Origin of the sequence: Paenibacillus sp. FSL H8-0332, from assembly GCF_037963835.1 — a bacterium.
In the GTDB taxonomy this organism is placed as follows: Bacteria; Bacillota; Bacilli; order Paenibacillales; family Paenibacillaceae; genus Paenibacillus_AQ; species Paenibacillus_AQ rhizoplanae.
The window spans coordinates 5382621-5400858 of the sequence record NZ_CP150145.1; the positions used below are offsets into that span (position 1 = coordinate 5382621).

Below are 18238 nucleotides of genomic sequence, written 5' to 3' on the forward strand. Positions count from 1 at the left end.
CCTTTTTTATGTTCTTGAGTGATACATTCGTACATTTTAACAAAAAAACGGCTGAAAACATAGGCATCTTTATCACGCTGCCCAGCCTCACGGCGCAAGCAAAAACGGAGCAACCTCGGCAGCCAGGGCCAAAGTTACTCCGTTTCAGCGGCGCATCTATATAAACGACGGAGGGAGCAGCTCTAGAAACTCTCCCGGCCGCCGGTCATACCGATGATGATACTCGCAAAGCCTGTAATTCCTGTCCTCTTGCCTTAGCATATTCCGCAGGCCGGAAGAACGTTCCGGTTATTTAACGGACGTTGCCGCGTCCGGGGAGATAGCCGGGCTGGGGATGGATGAAGCAGACGCCGCCGGGGAAGCGGCAGGAGCCGGAGAAGCGGATGGAGCAGGTGTTGCAGCCTCTGCCGGAACCGTGTATACGTTAGTCGCCTGCGTACCATCCTCAAGCTGTGACACATAAGTGAACTGGGTGCCATCTTCTGACCAAACTCCTGAGACCCAGGTGCCTTCTATAGGAAGAGAGGTCAACGCAGTCCGTTCTCCCGCACTCTCTGCGGGCGAGCTGTAAATCACAACCTCTTGGCCTGCCAGCTCAGCCGTATGCTGCCCGTCGGGTGATGTCCACGAGGACTCCGCGACCATCAGCATGGCTCCTGCCTCGTTAGCGGCTGGAGTCGGCGCTATCCGTGCATCCCCCGCAGCCGCCTTATCATCCGCTATATGCTCTTGTGTTGGTGCACTCGACTTCGTGCTTTGGGGCTCCGCCGACCGGCTATCCGCTTTCTTGGTGCTCTTGGGGCGGTCCTCCGGAGGCGCAGTAGCGGCGCGGTTGCTGATCGGAGCTTCGCTTACCGCAGGCACCTTGTCTGAAGCCATACCACCGCCGGCTGCGGCTGGTTGATCAGCACCCTCACTGGGAGCAGGCGGTGCAGATTTCAAATTAACGTCTGCAGATTCACTAGGCGTGGCCTGGTCCATCTTATTAAGATCACTGCTGCTGCCGCTGTTATTCTGTCCGTCCGCCTGCGGGGTATCTGCACTGTCTGCACTGCTCTCCGTACTCAGGCTGGAGTTCGCCGCTCCGCCGCTCATTAATTGGGATGACATATCCACATCCGCGCCCGGCAGGCTCTTCGGCATATTGAATACGGCGATGAGCAGAATCACCGCTGCCGCCGCAGCACCAATGCCTGTCCGCGAAGCCAGTGAAGCGCCCTTGGACTTCTTGCCCCGGGTGCTTGCACGTGTAAAGGGAATAATCTTCGGATCTTCCGGCTCCATTACCGCAGGCTCTTCCGGAACACCACGGTCCAGCAGTTCAAGCTGAGGCAGGATAGAGTCAACCAGACTGAAGGGGGGCTTCACATCCGGAAGCTGCTCCAGCTGCTGGGAGAGCAGCGTCAGCCGGTCCAAGACTTCCGCGCAGGAAGGACAATCGTCGATATGACGGAACATTTCAAGCATTTCTTCCTGACTGAGATCATGATCTAAATAGCGATGCATCCATTCCATCACCTCCGCGCATTTCATCCTGACACACCACCTTTCTGATACTCCTGAAGTCTATTCTGCAGCTGCTGCCGCGCCCGGAACAGGTACGATTTGACCGTGTTCAGAGGCAGATCCAGACAGTCTGCAATCTCGTTGTAAGAAAAATCCTGTAAATAGCGGAGCACGATTACCGTCCGGTGATGCTCCGGAAGCTGGTCGATGGCCTCACGGATATCCTCCGCCAGATAACCCGACATCACTTCGCGCTCTACGTTATGTTTTTTATCCTGGAACACCATTTCGTGTTCATCGATAGAAACGGTAGGCTTCGTTCTCCGGAATTTGTCTATACATATGTTGGTTACTATTCGCTGAACCCATGTTTTGAACTGCGCCTTCTCCTCATAGGAGCCGATCTTGGTGTACACCCGGATCAACGCTTCCTGGGAGGCATCCAGTGCATCCTGTTCATTATGCAGAATGTAGAAGGCCGTCTTATATACATGCCCTTCAATTTCTCGCAATAGGGTGATTAGAGCGTCGCGATCGCCCGCTTGAGCGGCTCTGATGAGTCCCTGCTCCACCACGAAGGTTCCCCCTCTCTATGCAATCTTACTGACGCGCAAGACTGCGAATTTGTTGCAAGCTGTAATCATTTTTTTATAGTCCACAATCCCTACTAAGCATACAAGGGATGCTGCAATCATTCAAATACTCTTTTTATAGAAGTTAGTTACAGAAATGACATGACAAGCCGTCCGCTCCGTACCAGACCTGGCTAGGAAGAAGACGGCTCCTTCAATGTATATAATGTTGTGGCACACAGCAGGAGCACGGCATAATTCTCTCTGAAATCATCATCAAGCACATATACTTCACCCTGCTCAAAAAGTTGCGGATGACTATAGTTACGGTGCAGTTGATAAATCGCTCCCACGCTCACCCTGCAGCCGTGCACTGTAGTTCTGATTCCCACATAATCGGCTTCTTCCATTATTAGTGTCGGGTACAGCTTGCTGCGAAGCTCATCGCCGGTCATGGCATCACCTTTCAGGTCAACTTCTCAAATATTGGCAGGCGCTTAAGCACCCTCCCTATAGGCTAAGTATTGCCCTGATCGGCAGCAATTCCATCATTTACAGCCGCTGTTTATCTCCTCCGCCCGGAGGCTCGTCCAACGGTGAGAAACAGCAACCCTTGAGAAACGGAAGGAGACACAGCCCCCCGGCAACAAGCAAATGGAAAAACGTATCTTAATTCCCTGATTTCCGAGCATGATAGGTAAGAAAGTGGAAAAAGAGCACCTATTGTTATTGATTTTACCCTTTCAGCATAAATCATGAGAAATTAAGTGCTGTTTATCCAACTGCTGTCCCATCAGAGTTCTTCCATTCATCAGCAAGTGTAGAAAATCCAACTACTGCCCGCTTCCTTAGCTCTCACGAACAGTCAAGTGGAAATGGCTTTGCCGTCCTTTAATGGATGGTACCGTTTCAACAAAAAATGCCCTGCCCCATAAGGCAAGACATTTCTATTATAGATGAGTCACCAGATCCGCGAACGAGTCCGGCTCAGTTCTAGGTTACAGGCCTTTGATCTCCTTGAACTTCGCTACATACTGAGCAGCCAGCTCTGTGATCTGGTCATAGCGGCCTTCCTTGGCCGGTGCGGTCAGGTTGCCGCCGATGCCGACAGCGATGCAGCCGTTCTTGATCCATTTCTCCATATTGTTCAGATCCACGCCGCCGGTAGGCATAATGTTGACATGCGGCATTGGCCCCTTAACCGCCTTGACATAGTCCGGTCCGAACGCACTGCCAGGGAACAGCTTCAGCACATCCACACCCAGCTTCAGGGCTTCCTTCATCTCATTCAGCGTCATGCAGCCCGGCATGTAAGGAATGCCGTACAGATTACACATCTTAGCAGTATCCTCTTCAAAAGACGGGCTGACCACAAATTCCGAACCAGCCAGAATAGCAATTCTTGCCGTCAACGGGTCAAGCACGGTACCGGCACCAATCACGGCGCGTCCTCCATATTCAGCCACTAGGCGCTTGATCGCTACATCGGCTCCTGGCGTCGTAAAGGTAACTTCGATATTGTTCAGTCCACCCTCGATACAAGCCACTGACATGGCATAAGCATCATCGGCATTATCCGCACGGATAACAGCTACTACACCAACAGAGGTAATATTCTGCAAGACTTTGATTTTCTTCATGGTAGTTACTTCCTCTCTGATTATATTCCAGTTAAGAATATTTATTTAGATAAACTAATTTATCTTTTTACTAACATCAGGCTTTATCCTGCTAATAAAATAGTAATAATATTGCCGCTAACAGTCAATATATATTTATTCGGGAAGCGGTAATAAACTCTGAACACTCGCCAAAAACACCTATGTATCAACGATTTTCGAACCACATCGGCTATATACCGTACAAAACAAGCCCGCTGAATGAGCATTGCTATATTGTACAAAACCGTTTTATGTGATAATTTCAACTTATATTCTATCCCAAACCATAATAACGTGTTCATTTTAGGAGGAACTATTCATGAATAAACAGCTGGATGCAGTCACCTTCGGGGAGCCGATGGCTATGTTCTACGCCAATGAAGCCGGGCCCCTGCATGAGGTCACTTCCTTCTCCAAGGCGCTGGCAGGTGCGGAGAGCAATGTAGCCACCGGATTATCACGTCTGGAGCATCTGACCGGTTATGTGACTAAGCTTGGCGAAGACAACTTCGGCCAGTTCATCACCTCGGCGCTGAATAAGGAGAAGATTGATACCGCGAGCATCACAACGACCAAAGAATTCTCCACCGGCATGCTGATCAAATCCAAGGTACTGAGCGGAGATCCCAAGGTTGAATATTTCCGCAAAAATTCCGCCGCCTCCAAGCTGAATCTCGCCGACTTCGATGAAGATTACTTCGCTTCCGCCGGCCATCTGCATGTGACCAGCATCTCTTCCGCACTCTCGGCCTCATGTCACGAATTCTCGCTGCATGCCATGGAGTTCATGAAGCAGCACGGCAAGACTGTATCGCTCGATCCGAATCTGCGCCCAACCCTGTGGCCGGACACTGAAACTATGGTTAATACAATCAACGACCTGGCTACCCGCTGCGACTGGTTCCTGCCCGGCCACGGAGAAGGCAAAATCCTCACCGGCCTTGAGACTCCGGAGGAGATTGCCGGGTACTATCTGGAGCGCGGCGTATCCCTTGTAGTCATCAAGCTCGGTCCTGAGGGCGCTTACTATAAGACCTCCGCTGGTGAAGAGGGTTATGTGGACGGCTTCAAGGTCGAGCAGGTTATCGATACGGTCGGCGCCGGAGACGGCTTCGCGGTTGGGGTGATCAGCGCCATGCTGGAGAAGCTCAGCGTAGCGGAAGCCGTGAAGCGCGGCAATGCGATCGGCGCACTGGCCGTGATGTCGCCTGGCGATATGGACGGACTGCCAACCCGCGACGCGCTGGAAGCCTTCATGAGCACAGGCGTTAAGAAATAAACAGTCTCCCCGTAAGGGCGAAACTGTAACAGAAACTCCAAAAAGGTGTCCCAGAAGCCGGCCGGCTTGGGACACCTTTTTGACATGAACCTTAAGCAATAGAATTACAACCACTGCCTGCGCCAGTCATACCGCCAGTTGCTATTCCGGCTTAGCCGGAGACTGCACCGAATCGCCCTGCTGCAAGGAAGGCGGGAATCTGTAGGTGATGGGTATCGCGCTATCCTTATCGTTGATCAATGAGAGCATGATCTTCGCTGCCTGCATCCCCATCTCGTAGGCGGGCTGGCGGATCGTAGTAATATCAGGATTATAAATCCGGGCAAATTCCGCATCGTCAATGCCGATCACTGACAATTGTCCGGGGATGGAGATGCCCTTGCGGTTCGCATATTTAAGAATCTCGCCCAGCACCAGATCATTGGCGGCAAGCAGCGCTGTCGGCGGCTGAGGCAGCTGTAACAGCTCGTCCAGAGCAGAAGCGATATCTTCGCGTGACACACTGCGCATATACGAATCCTGCAGCGGCAGACCTGCTTCCTCCATCGCTTTTTTGTAACCACTCATTCGCTCCTTGCGCGGGGTAATCGCATGTACGCCAAGCGGCAGGGATAGAATAGCAATCGCTTCATGGCCGTAGCTGCTCAGCTCCCGGACGGCTGTCTTCACCGCCATCTCGTTATCTAGCAGCAGGCTCTGGGTAGTGATTCCGTCTACCAGCCGGTCCATGAACACCAGCGGATATTCCGCTTCAATTAACCGGGTGTAGGGTGCAGGCTGATCACCAGCTGGAAAAATAATCAGGCCATCCACCTGCCGGGCGACCAGGGTCTCCACATAAGTATTCTCCTTATCGGCGTTCTCGTCCGAGTTGCAGATAATCACCTGTATCCCATGGCGCTGCAGCTCATTCTCAATGGCCCGGATACACTGGATGGACAGCGAATAATCTATATTGGCCACAATAATGCCAACCATATGCGTGCGGTTCTGCTTGAGGCTGCGGGCAAGTCCGTTGGGCTGGTAGTTCAGCTCATCGATAACCTCGGCAATGCGGTTTTTGGTCGCCTCACTCATATACTTGAACCGTTTATTCAAAAATTGCGAGACTGTGCTTTTCGATACGCCCGCCTTTTGGGCCACATCCTCAATAGTCAGCTTCTTCATTAATCCCGCTCCACTCTTCTATATCGAACCCCAGAAGTAAACACACACTAATTTTACTTGGAGATATTATCAAAATTATAGCTTTATTTTAGTAAATTATCCATATGATTAGATTGAAAATACGAAATAAGTAGATACGGCCTCTAAAGCGTGAGACAAATACACTAAATGGCTGGGCCGCAAGATGGTACCGGACTGAGACGCGCTTATTTCCCCGAAAAGCAGCATTAAAGCAGGCTTGCGGACTCCAGTGCTCTTATTTACTGTTACTCACCCGATTAAGACGCATTCGCACTACAATAAGAGCCTTGTAGTCCGTAAGCGTGGTCAAATGTGCCAAATCGAGAATATAAAGGCTTCACAGTCCGCAAGGGACATAGATAACAGGCAAATTGGAGGACTCCCTGCCTTCACAGGAATTCCTCCATCGACCGAATGGAACATCTCATGATTAGCAAACTATTCCAGCACACATCCTGCACCTTTACTCTAAGATGATCATTTTTCTATTGAGGAGGCATCAATTTTCACACCGTATTCCTCATACCACCAGTCGTAGAACCACTGGCCGCCCGTCTTCATATCAACCTCTGTGCTCCGCTGCTCTCCGTTAACTTCGTAATGGACAATGGTCACAAGATCTTTAGAATCAAGGGTAAGCGCTCCATAATGGAGCTTGGAGGGTCTTTCTGCATTTTCAGTAGTGATTTCGCCCGAAAGTACCTGAGCACTGCCAGTTGCAATATCATACAGCTTATTATGCTGTATGTAACCGCCCTTTCCATCATTGGTATAGTAAACAACCAGAAGCTCTGCTTTATCGGAATTAAGAGCCATGAAGGACTTATAGACTTGAGACGCTTCATCTGTGATTAGTAATTCTCGGGGAATAGGAATCTTCCCCTCGCCAGCCTGTCTGACATCCATCACAAACAGCTTAGCTCCTGACCTTTTCTGATTCTCTCCAATTTTATAGCTGCCGCTGAAATACAAAAGATAATCTCCAACTCCAAATAAACCTCCCAGCGACAAATATGACTGCGCACCTCCTGCATACAAAGGAAAGACATACAACCGCTGTGCTGAATCCGCAGATAGCTCTGCATGCCCTTTTGGAGTCAAATAAAGAGTATATGGCTCTGTATTGTGTGTGTATTTAGGCTTTAGGTAGTCAACCATTGGCGGCGGAGGCGACCAGACGATTCCGGCGGAAGTCTCAACAGCCATTGCAGCACTCTTATTACGGTCTAGCGGTAGGGGCATATAATACTTAAGCCCGCCTAGTTCAAACTCTGCCGATATCTTGTACAGGCCCAGTCCTTGCGGAGAAGCCGAAGGAGACACCGACGGCGTAACTACAGCCGCTCCCGAGCTTGGCTTGAAGAGCGAGGCCAGCCTCCCTGTCGAATCAAGCCCGGCTCCCGGGCCAAATGGCCAGACCAGTGCGCCAAGCAGCAAGATGGCTGCCAGTCCGCCGAGGGCGGCCATACGGCTGAAGCGGCGGTGTAGTCCGCTTGTACGGGTAGAGGTTTCATTAGCAGCCTCTTCAATCCGCGCCATGAGCTGTGGCGTGAATCCCGGCTCTACAAGCGGGTTGCGCCCGGCTCGCTTATACCAGTCCTTCTCCCCGCTCATCACCTTCACTTGTTCATCCTCATATCTCGTCTTCACAGGTCTTCCTCCTTTATCGCCGTTCTCACTTTCTCTCTGGCCCGTCCCAACCGGGATTTGACCGTGCCTTGCGCAATACCGAGCAGCGCGGACAGTTCAGCGACCGACAAATCCTGCTGGATATCCAGCACCAGTATCTCCCTGTACTTGTCAGGCAGCTCCATGATGATCTCCCAGATGCGGTTCGCGTACTGATTGCCGATAGCCTCTTGTTCTGCGGACAAGGCGCCTCCCTGATCCTGATGGCTTCCCAGCGGAGTGAATCTCCGCCAGAAGCTGCTCTTCCGTAAGCTGAACGCGGTGTTGCGGGTAATGGTAAGCAGCCAGGTTTTCAGAGTGGACTGCCCCCGGTACTTGCCGATGCTCTTGTAGGCCTTGAGGAATACCTCCTGGCTGATATCATTCGCCTGCTCTCGGCTGCGGGTTAAGAAAAAAGCATAATTCCATACATCCGGTCCGTAAGTCTCCATCATCTCGCGAAGCGATACCGATGAGGCACAGGTCATGCTATACATTAGTTCTTTACTTTGCATGTTCTCTCCCCTCTCGCCCAATAAGACTCACGCGGGCAGAAATGGTTCCCAAGGATTCTTATTTTATTTCCAAAATGTATGATGCAAAAAAACATGAACACGATCGCTCTTAAGTTTACGTTAAAAAATAAACTTTTTTACGTGGTTTTTTCGTTTTTTATCGTAGATTCAAAATTAGTGGGTGATTATAATAACAGTGCCAGGAACAATATGCTGCGGCAGCACGATAAAGAGGGGGATTCTTCTGAAGACAAAAAAGGTAACCATTACACATATTGCCGAGGCTATGGGACTCTCACCCGTATCCATCAGCCGGGCACTCAGCAATCAGGCAGGCATCAGCGATGAGCTGAAGGCAGCTATTGTGAAAAAAGCGGCGGAAATGGGCTATATCAAGCCCAAAAAGCATACGCCTGCACGAATTCTCGTGCTGCACCAGAAGCCCTATTCGCATGATAACAGCAATTTCAGCTATATGGTACAAGGGATTGAGCTCTTCTTACAGAAGGCGGAGACGGATTACAGCATCGAATTTCTGGATAAGGACCATCAGAATAAGCTGATCCTGCCTTACCGTCTGAGCCGGGGCTTCAAGTTCGACGGGGTGATTCTGATCGGCAGATTTAATCTGGAGTATGCCGCCTTTATCCAGGAGCAGATCGCGAATCTGATCTTCTATACCGGCTACTCTCCGGCCTATGACTATGACAGTGTATGGTTCAGCTTCCTTCATGCGGGCTATAAGGAGTGCAAATATTTGCTGGACCGGGGGCACCGCCGGATCGGCTTCATTGTAGACCAGGGTACCTACCGCAATAAGGAGATGAAGACAGGCATCATCTCCGCTCTGGAGGAGCATGGGGTGGCTGTGGAGGAGGAGCTTTTTGTACAGAGGGATGAGACTCTTCGCACAAGACTGTCCAAACTGATTAGCGGCGGTCAGCTTCCAAGCGCCTTCCTCTGCGATCATGACTTCACCGCGGTCGAGCTGATCCGTGAGCTGCAGGAGTATGGCATCAAGGTCCCTGGAGAGGTGTCGATTCTCAGCATCGGCAATAGCGAGGTCTCAGCCTTCTCCTTGCCAGCGCTGACCACAATGGATCTGAATATTGATTATTCATGCCGCACCGTCGTCGCCACGCTCCTCAAACGAATCGCCGAGCCCGGCAAGCCTGCGGAGAATATCGCCATTCTAGGCACACTGGTGGAGCGGGATTCTGTACGTGAGGTGTAAACTGTAACTTTTGGAAACTCGGGTACTTTATTTAACAAGGGTACTGTAAAGGTGGGGAATCGATCGATGAATTCATCTGTATTACTGCGTTTCTTCAAGTCGCGCAAGCTCAGCTACAGTATAGGCTTTGCCTTCATGTTCGCCGCTTCCTTCATTCAGACGTTATTTCCCAAAGTGTTGGGGGGGTGCGGTCGATCTGATGAAGGATAATGGTTTTGAGCCGGAGCAGGTGCTGACCCGGGTGCTGTGGATGGTGCTGATTGCGGCTGTCGTCTTCCTCTGCACCTTCCTCTGGAGAAACATCATTATCGCGAACGGCCGGAACCTGGAATGTTACATACGGGAGGAGCTGTACCGGCATTTCCTCAGACTCTCCCCCGGCTTCTTCAGCAGCCGCAAGACCGGCGACCTGATCGCTTATGCCATCAATGACATCTCAGCGGTGCGCATGACCTTCGGTCCGGCCACGGCTATGTCTTTTAACGGAATTGTTATCTGTATCTCCTCGGTCTACTTCATGTTCGCGTCAGTCAGCCCCAGTCTCACCCTGATTACCCTCTCCCCGCTCCCCTTCATCATCCTGCTGATGCTCTTCAGCGGCCGCAAGGTTAAGACCCGGTTCCGGATCGTTCAGAAACAGTTCGGCACTGTCTCTGACAAGGTTCAAGAGAATATTTCCGGCATCCGCGTCATCAAGGCTTATGTGCAGGAACGTCCGGAAATGGAGAAATTCAGTGAGCTGAGCAGCCGGATGAAGCAGGCCAACCTCGATCTGATCAGAATCTCCGCCGCTCTGCCCGCGATGGTCGAGTTCGGCTTCGCCGTCTGTTTCGTAATGAATCTGATGTTTGGCGGCCGGATGGTGCTGCGGGGAGAGATCAGTATCGGTGACTTTGTCGCTTTTAACGGGTATCTCAGCCTGATTGTAAGTCCCATAGTGTCGATTGGCCGGATCATCACCATTGTTCAGGGCGGGGTCGCTTCCCTCGGAAGACTGAATGACATTCTGCGGGTTCAGCCGGAGATACTGGAGTTGCCCCACGCTGTACGCACGCAGCCGGAAGGCTCCCTGGAGCTGCGCAATCTGACTTTCTATTATGAAGGCTCTGAGGTTCCGGCGCTGCAGGATATCTCGCTTGTTCTGCCTAAAGGCCACACACTGGGCATCATCGGCCGCACCGGCTCCGGCAAAAGCACCCTGGTCTCCCTGCTCTTCCGCTTCTTTGGCGTGAAGCCGGGGCACATCCTGCTGGATGGACGGGATCTTAACGATTATGCGCTGGATAGCCTGCGGGAAGGACTCGGTGTTGTGCCGCAGGATACCTTCGTGTTCGCCGCTTCCGTGACGGACAATATCGTCCTGTTCAAAGACGGCTATACAGACGCGGATGTGCAACATGCCGCAGCGCTGAGCCAAATCGCCGCAAGTATCGAGAAGCTCCCGGATGGCTATGATACCCAGCTGGGTGAACGCGGCGTGAACCTGTCCGGCGGGCAGAAGCAGCGGCTGGCCATTGCAAGAGCGCTGATCCGGAAGCCGGCGGTTCTGATTCTGGACGATGCGCTGTCAGCAGTCGATGCCGTAACGGAAGGACAGATTCTGAACAGCCTGCGGCAGACCCGCAAGGGCAAGAGCAATATCCTGATCTCGCACCGGGTCTCAGGCATTATGGAAGCCGACGAGATCATTGTGCTCGATAAAGGGCGTATCGCCGAACGGGGCACCCATGAGCAGCTACTGAAGAAAGGAGGGATGTACTATGACATCTATACCGGACAGCTTGACGAAGAAGGAGTCTGCGAGACGGAAAAAGTCTGAAGCGGGCGCTATGAAGCTGCTGCTGCGGTTATCCGCCCCTTATAAGTTCCAGCTCCTCCTTGCATGTCTGTGCGTGGTGATTGTAAACGGAGCTTTCCTGATCCAGCCGCTTATTCTACAGCGTGTCATCGACCACTTCCTGATTGGACGCGCCGCTCAAAGCGGATTGGATTCGATTGGAGGCTTAGCGCTGCTCTATGTGGCGGTAGCTTCGGCCGGGGGAATCTTCTCGTATCTCCAGGCGCTGATTGCCGGAAAAGCGGGACAGAGCCTGATCCATGAGCTGCGGGTACGGGTATTCTCTATCATTGAACGGCTACCGCTTCCGTATCTGGACCGTACCTCCTCCGGAAGGCTCATTACGCGGGCTACCAACGACACCGCTGAGATCAGCGAATTATATACGGATGTGGTCATCTCACTGGTCAAGGACGTACTGCTGCTGCTGGGGATCATCTACGCCATGCTGCTGCTAAGCCCGCCGCTTACGCTGGTTTCGTTTACCGTCATTCCCGTGATGGCCTTCCTGGTCCTCTTCATTAAGAACAAAATTAAAAAGAACTTCTTCCATATGAAGCACTATATCGGACAGATTAACGGTTTCTTTGCCGAGAGTCTCTCCGGGATGCGGGTCATTCAGAGCTTCCGCGCCGAAAAGGAAAAAGAGGATCAATTCCTGAAGCTGAACGGGGAATATTTCAAAACCACCCTGATTCAGGTGCGCCTTAACAGTGTACTGAAGCCGGCTTCGGATATGTTCCAGAGTCTGGCCGTTGCCATTCTGGTCTGGTACAGCATTGGCCGAATCTCCGGCGGCACCCTGCAGATCGGCGTACTGTTTGCGTTCACCACGTATATCAGGCAGTTCTTCGCGCCCATCTCCGATCTGGCTGACAAATATACGTCTATACAATCTGCCCTTGTATCCACCGAGCGCATCTTTGAGCTAATCCGTGAGGAGGACCGCCTGGAGCAGCCGGACCGCGGCTTGCCGATGGAACGCCTGCACGGTACCATTGAGTTCCGCCATGTCTGGTTCTCTTACAATGATGACGACTGGGTGTTGAAGGATGTAAGCTTCGTGATCGGTAAAGGACAGACTGCCGCCTTCATCGGAGAGACCGGAGCGGGCAAAACGACAATTATCAGCCTGATCAACGGCTTCTACCGCGTGCAGAAAGGCGAAGTTCTGATTGACGGCGTCAATGTGAACGACATCCGGCTGAATGATCTGCGGCGGAACATTTCCGTCGTCCTCCAGGATGTTTTCCTGTTCTCCGGCTCGATCCGCGACAACATCACCCTCGGTGATGACATCGCGGAGGAGAGCGTGCAGGAGGCGCTACAGGCCTCCTGCGCAGAAGAGTTCGTGCTGAGTTCGCCTGGAGGCCTCGACGAGCCTGTAACCGAGCGGGGCGGCACCCTGTCCGCAGGCCAGCGCCAGCTCATCTCCTTCGCCCGGGCGATCGCCCATAATCCTGCGATCTTCGTGCTGGATGAAGCTACCGCCAACATCGACACGTATACTGAGAAGCTGATTCAGAAGGCGATCGACAATGCGGCCAGCGGCAGAACAACACTGATTATCGCCCACCGGCTATCCACCATTGCCGAAGCGGATCTTATCCTTGCGATGAAGGAAGGCCGGATCGCCGAAGCTGGCTCGCCCAGCGAGCTGCTGAAGCGTGGCGGATATTACGCCGAGCTGCTGGAGGAGAGCAGGAGTCATATTATGACCTCCTGAGGCATTTTAAGCAGGGGGGATGGCTGACAGCCTATTGCTTGGGAGATGGTCTGCGCAATTATTCGGGTGTCCCTTGGCTGAGAATCAGCGGCTGCAATGGATGGTTCCTCGTCCTTGAGGAACCCAATTCCCGCAGGACAGAGGCCTAGCAAAATGCTTAAAAAAAATACTAATTAATTATAAGAGAATAGAATGCAGGCGGGGCGTGGGATTGGCGGTTTTCACCGGCAATTTGAGAGGCTGGAGAGGGCTGTTCATCTCTTGACTTTTCAATATATGGTAGTAAAATGATTAAACGTTACTAAATATAGTGTATATAAGTGAAAAGCCAATAAATCTAGTGAAATGGCCCATCATCATTTGTCAAGTAGAATGGGCTACATGTTATAGGAGGTTAGAGACCATGTTGATTGCTTACGATTCCAAGACCGGCAACGTTAGAAGGTTCATCAATAAGCTGAAGCTTCCCGCTGTTCAAATCGAAGAGCATATGATGATCGACGAGCCTTACGTGCTTGTTACATACACCACCGGATTTGGACAGATTCCAGCGAAGGTGGCTACGTTCCTTGAGCAGAATCATTCCAGACTCAAGGGTATTGCCGCGAGCGGCAACAAAAACTGGGGTGAGCTATACGCGCACAGCGCAGATCTGATTGCACAGCGTTACAACGTACCTGTTGTCGGCAAGTTTGAATTGTCGGGAACATTTGGTGATGTACAGCGCATAAAACAGGAGGTGGACCGGGTTGCGGCATATTGAACTGAACAACATGTTGATGAAGAGAGACGAAAGCGGCTTTTTCCAATTGGATAAGGACCAGGAGGCAGTAGCCGAGTTCATGCGGGATGTGGAGCGGCGCAGCCTGACCTTCACAACTACCAAAGCGAAGATTGATTATATGATTGCCAATGATTACTACGAGGACCTGTACGACCGTTACTCCGCTGCTGAGATGGAGGATGTCTACCGGATCGCCCATGAATATAATTTCCGCTTCCCTTCCTATATGGCGGCTTCCAAGTTCTATACAGATTATGCCGTCAAAAGCAATGACCGTAAGCAGTACCTGGAGCATTATCCGGACCGCGTAGCGGTAGTGGCTCTGCATCTGGGACGGGGCAACGTGGAAACTGCCCGTACACTGGCCCGCTCGATGATGGAACAGCGCCTGCAGCCGGCGACACCAACCTTCCTCAATGCCGGCAAAAGCCGCCGCGGGGAGATGGTCTCCTGCTTCCTGCTGGAGATGGACGATTCGCTGAATTCGATCAACTATGTGCTGAACACCTGCATGCAGCTGTCGAAGATCGGCGGCGGTGTTGCCGTCAATCTGTCCAAGCTGCGCTCGCGCGGTGAGACGATTAAGGGTGTAGAGGATGCAGCCAAGGGTATCATGCCTGTCCTGAAGCTCATGGAAGACGGCTTCTCCTACGCTGACCAGATGGGTCAGCGCAAGGGTTCGGGCGCGGCTTATTATAATATTTTTGGCTGGGATGTACTCGAATTCCTGGACAGCAAGAAGATTAACGCCGACGAACGGACACGCCTGAAGACGTTGTCTATCGGCCTGATCGTGCCTAACCGCTTCTACAAGCTCGCACAGGATAATCAGCCGCTGCATGTGTTCGCTCCTTACACAGTCTATCAGGCGTATGGTACGCACCTGGATGACATGGATCTGGACGTAATGTATGACACCCTGCTCGCTGATCCGCGCGTGAAGAAAAGAATCGCCATGAGCGCACGTGACATGCTGACCAAAATCGCCATGATCCAGCTTGAATCGGGCTATCCATATATTATGAACAAGAGCAATGCCAACGCTGCTCATGCCCTGCGGAATGTGGGTCAGATTAAGATGTCCAACCTGTGCACCGAGATTTTCCAATTGCAGGAGACTTCGGAGATTAACGATTACGGACAGCAGGACGAGATCCGCCGCGATATTAGCTGCAACCTGGCTTCGCTGAATATCGTGAATGTGATGGAGCACGGCAAGATCCGTGAATCCGTCCACGAAGGTATGCTCGCACTGACGGCTGTCAGCGATATGACAACTGTCTCCAACGCTCCAGGCGTGGCTAAGGCGAACAAAGAAATGCACTCCGTGGGTCTGGGCGTAATGAACCTGCACGGTTATTTTGCCAAGAACAAGGTGGCTTATGAGAGTGAGCAGGCCCGTGATTTCGCACGCACCTTCTTCATGACGATGAACTATCATTCGATTGAGAAGAGCATGGAGATCGCCGCCGAGACAGGTGAGACCTTCTATGGCTTCGAGCAGTCCGACTACGCCAGCGGCGTATATTTCGAGCGCTATATGACTACAGACTACCGTCCGGTTACGGCAAAAGCGCAGGAATTGTTCCAAGGCATCTATATTCCTACTCCTGAGGACTGGAAGCAGCTGCGTGAGCAGGTTATGCAGAACGGATTGTACCATGCCTACCGTCTGGCGATTGCGCCGACCGCAAGCATTTCGTACATCCAGAATGCCACCTCCAGCGTAATGCCGATTGTAGAGCAGATCGAGACCCGCACCTATGCCAACTCGACAACCTACTACCCGATGCCTTACCTGCGTCCGGACAATGTGTTCTATTATAAATCCGCCTACCAGATGGACCAGTTCAAGGTGATTGATCTGATTGCGGAAATTCAGCCCCATATCGACCAGGGCATCTCGACGGTCCTGCATGTGAACAGTGATGTAACGACCCGTGAGCTGGCCCGCTCTTACCTATATGCGGCGCATAAAGGGCTGAAATCCCTGTACTACACCCGGACCAATAAACTGTCTGTCGAGGAATGCCTGTCCTGCTCTATCTAAGAGCGGGCACGGGTACAGAAAGGGAGAATATACGATTATGAGCGCAATCCAAGCCGTGAACTGGAACCGTCCCGACGACGATTTCTCGCTGATGTTCTGGAATCAGAATATTATGCAGTTCTGGACCGACGACGAAATTCCATTATCCGATGACAAAATGTCCTGGCTCACGCTGAGTGAGATTGAAAAGGACTCCTATATGAAGGTGCTGGGCGGATTGACCCTGCTGGATACGATTCAGGGCGGCGTAGGTATGCCGCAGATTATGGAGCATGTGGACGGCTTGCAGCGCAAGGCGGTCCTCGGCTTCATGGGGATGATGGAGCAGATTCATGCGAAATCCTACAGCAGTATTTTCACCACACTGGCTTCCACCGAGCAGATTGACGGGATCTTCCGCTGGGTGGAGGACAACACGTTCCTGCAGTTCAAGGCCCAGACGATCTCGGAGTATTATCAAAAGATTGAAACGAAGAAAGACCTCTATCTGGCGATGTCCGCATCGGTTCTGCTGGAGAGCTACCTGTTCTATAGCGGCTTCTTCTACCCGCTCTATCTGGCCGGACAAGGCAAAATGACCTGCAGCGGCGAGATCATTGACCTGATTCTGCGCGATGAGAGCATCCACGGCGTATATGTCGGCGTGCTTGCCCAGGAGATCTTCGAGGAGTTGTCCGAAGAAGACCAGAGCGATGTCTACCAGACCCTGGTGGGTCTGCTGCGCCTGCTGCACGCGAATGAGGAGCAATACACTGAGCAGATCTACGCGCCGATTGGTCTGGTTGAGGAAGTGAAGACGTTCCTGCGCTACAATGCCAACAAGGCGATGATGAACCTCGGCCATGATCCGCTGTTCGATGAAGAAGAGATCAACCCGATCGTGCAGAACGGGATCAGCACCCACACGAAGCAGCATGACTTCTTCTCGAAGAAGGGGAATGGGTATGTGCGGGCTATGAATGTGGAGCCTTTGCGGGATGAGGATTTTAAGTTTTAAACTTGTACATTCCGATTCCGGGATAGTCGTGGCTCCAGAGAAGTTTTGGACTTCCGGCCGCTGTTAGGTTTGGATTTCCTGATTTTAAACCGCTGTTCGCGGTAGAAATCCAAACCTAAAGGCGAACGCTATCGCTCCTACAGTTCCAAAATTCCCTTCCACCACTCGCCCTTTATTTGTAATTAACAAGTTCAACTTATTGGATGGTATGTAGAATAAGCACCCGGCAGCTTGTCTAAGCTGCCGGGGATTTTTTTGTGATACACCTTTTCTGTCCCCTCAATGGTCCTGAGTAAACATCGAAACCCAAGCTCCACTCTCCCCTGAAACGGTACCGTCCCCAAAAGGAAAGCAAAGCCGAATCTATATATGAGACCATACGGGTGTTGAGACGTAGGAGTAGGGATGGTTATTTTAGAGGAATGAGGTGTGCGGAGTGGCTATACATATTCAGGAGTACGGAGACCCGGATGGGGATTGTCTGATGGTCTTCCTGCATGGCGGGGGCGTGAGCGGGTGGATGTGGGATAAGCAGGTGGCGGCGTTCGCTGGTTATCACTGTCTGGTCCCGGATCTGCCGGGGCACGGGTTCAGCCGGGAGGATAAGGAGTTCACGATCCGCAGCAGTGCGGAGGAGCTTCTGTTGCTCATTGAGGAGCGGGCTAAGGGACGAAAGATTGTTGTTACCGGATTCTCGCTGGGCGCACAGGTGTTGGTTCAAATGCTGGGCATGAGGCCGGAGCTGATAGATCATGCCATCATCAACAGCGCATTAGTGCGGCCGATTCCCTCTGCCAGCAGGCTGATCGGCCCGGCGGTCAGGCTCTCTTTTCCGCTGATTAAGTACAGATGGTTCGCGAAGCTACAGGCCAAGACGCTCTATCTGGATGAGGAGTATCTGGAACGGTACATTGATGAGAGCCGGCAGATGGAGCTGAAGACACTGATCCGGGTGCTGGAAGAGAATATGTCGTTCCGCATTCCAGCCGGGTTCAGTGAGGCCGCAGGCAAAATACTGGTTACTGTAGGTGAACGTGAGAAGTCTGTCATGAAGTCATCCGCCCGGGATCTTGTGGCAGCGAATCCCCGCTCCATGGGCGTGGAGATTCCCCGGATCGGACACGGCCTCTCTCTGGCGAAGCCGGAGCTGTTCAATAAGCTGGTCGAGGCCTGGATTCAAGGCGGGGAGCTGCCCGGGGAATGCAGAAGAATTTGATTCCC

General features: G+C 52.1%; 15 protein-coding genes. 8 read left to right on the forward strand and 7 right to left on the reverse strand.

Annotated elements, in window-relative coordinates; translation table 11 throughout:
• Nucleotides 1-288: 288 nt before the first annotated feature.
• From NST43_RS23240 to NST43_RS23255, 4 genes are all read right to left on the reverse strand, one after another.
• Nucleotides 289-1533 (reverse strand): anti-sigma factor, encoded by a 1245-nt coding sequence (locus tag NST43_RS23240; protein WP_339219643.1) that lies wholly within the window; start codon nucleotides 1531-1533, stop codon nucleotides 289-291.
• Nucleotides 1530-2081 (reverse strand): sigma-70 family RNA polymerase sigma factor, encoded by a 552-nt coding sequence (locus NST43_RS23245; RefSeq protein ID WP_036690462.1) that lies wholly within the window; start codon nucleotides 2079-2081, stop codon nucleotides 1530-1532. Before NST43_RS23245 ends, NST43_RS23240 begins: the two co-directional genes overlap by 4 nt.
• A 191-nt stretch (nucleotides 2082-2272) precedes the next feature.
• Nucleotides 2273-2533, reverse strand: coding sequence for a hypothetical protein (locus NST43_RS23250; RefSeq protein ID WP_339219645.1), 261 nt, complete (start codon nucleotides 2531-2533; stop codon nucleotides 2273-2275).
• A gap of 543 nt (nucleotides 2534-3076) precedes the next feature.
• On the reverse strand, nucleotides 3077-3718 hold the full coding sequence (locus NST43_RS23255; RefSeq protein WP_209987703.1) for a bifunctional 2-keto-4-hydroxyglutarate aldolase/2-keto-3-deoxy-6-phosphogluconate aldolase: 642 nt from the start codon (nucleotides 3716-3718) through the stop codon (nucleotides 3077-3079).
• Between the two features lie 340 nt (nucleotides 3719-4058).
• Here NST43_RS23255 and NST43_RS23260 point away from each other — a divergent pair, with 340 nt between their 5' ends.
• Nucleotides 4059-5018, forward strand: a complete 960-nt coding sequence (locus NST43_RS23260; protein WP_339219647.1) for a sugar kinase — start codon at nucleotides 4059-4061, stop codon at nucleotides 5016-5018.
• A 141-nt stretch (nucleotides 5019-5159) separates the two neighbouring features.
• Here NST43_RS23260 and NST43_RS23265 read toward each other — a convergent pair whose 3' ends face one another.
• From NST43_RS23265 to NST43_RS23275, 3 genes are all read right to left on the reverse strand, one after another.
• The gene (locus tag NST43_RS23265; protein ID WP_339219649.1) at nucleotides 5160-6185 is read right to left on the reverse strand and encodes a LacI family DNA-binding transcriptional regulator; all 1026 of its coding nucleotides are present in this window, start codon (nucleotides 6183-6185) and stop codon (nucleotides 5160-5162) included.
• A 498-nt stretch (nucleotides 6186-6683) separates the two neighbouring features.
• Complete coding sequence (locus tag NST43_RS23270) at nucleotides 6684-7856, reverse strand: hypothetical protein (protein ID WP_339219651.1); 1173 nt, start codon at nucleotides 7854-7856, stop codon at nucleotides 6684-6686.
• Nucleotides 7853-8389, reverse strand: coding sequence for a sigma-70 family RNA polymerase sigma factor (locus NST43_RS23275; RefSeq protein WP_339219652.1), 537 nt, complete (start codon nucleotides 8387-8389; stop codon nucleotides 7853-7855). The genes NST43_RS23270 and NST43_RS23275 overlap by 4 nt, the downstream gene beginning before the upstream one ends.
• Before the next feature lie 196 nt (nucleotides 8390-8585).
• Between NST43_RS23275 and NST43_RS23280 the strand changes: the two genes are divergently transcribed.
• From NST43_RS23280 to NST43_RS23310, 7 genes are all read left to right on the forward strand, one after another.
• On the forward strand, nucleotides 8586-9623 hold the full coding sequence (locus NST43_RS23280) for a LacI family DNA-binding transcriptional regulator (protein WP_209987687.1): 1038 nt from the start codon (nucleotides 8586-8588) through the stop codon (nucleotides 9621-9623).
• A 199-nt stretch (nucleotides 9624-9822) separates the two neighbouring features.
• Nucleotides 9823-11442, forward strand: a complete 1620-nt coding sequence (locus NST43_RS23285; RefSeq protein WP_339219655.1) for an ABC transporter ATP-binding protein — start codon at nucleotides 9823-9825, stop codon at nucleotides 11440-11442.
• Entirely contained in the window at nucleotides 11384-13186 is a 1803-nt protein-coding gene (locus tag NST43_RS23290; protein ID WP_339219656.1) for an ABC transporter ATP-binding protein, read from the forward strand. Before NST43_RS23285 ends, NST43_RS23290 begins: the two co-directional genes overlap by 59 nt.
• A gap of 403 nt (nucleotides 13187-13589) precedes the next feature.
• Nucleotides 13590-13949: a class Ib ribonucleoside-diphosphate reductase assembly flavoprotein NrdI gene (gene nrdI, locus NST43_RS23295; RefSeq protein WP_209987678.1), complete on the forward strand. Its 360-nt coding sequence runs from the start codon at nucleotides 13590-13592 to the stop codon at nucleotides 13947-13949.
• Nucleotides 13936-16020: a class 1b ribonucleoside-diphosphate reductase subunit alpha gene (gene nrdE, locus NST43_RS23300; RefSeq protein WP_339219657.1), complete on the forward strand. Its 2085-nt coding sequence runs from the start codon at nucleotides 13936-13938 to the stop codon at nucleotides 16018-16020. Before nrdI ends, nrdE begins: the two co-directional genes overlap by 14 nt.
• Before the next feature lie 37 nt (nucleotides 16021-16057).
• Nucleotides 16058-17017, forward strand: a complete 960-nt coding sequence (nrdF, locus tag NST43_RS23305; RefSeq protein WP_339219659.1) for a class 1b ribonucleoside-diphosphate reductase subunit beta — start codon at nucleotides 16058-16060, stop codon at nucleotides 17015-17017.
• A 436-nt stretch (nucleotides 17018-17453) separates the two neighbouring features.
• Nucleotides 17454-18233, forward strand: coding sequence for an alpha/beta hydrolase (locus NST43_RS23310; RefSeq protein WP_339219661.1), 780 nt, complete (start codon nucleotides 17454-17456; stop codon nucleotides 18231-18233).
• Nucleotides 18234-18238 lie beyond the last annotated feature (5 nt).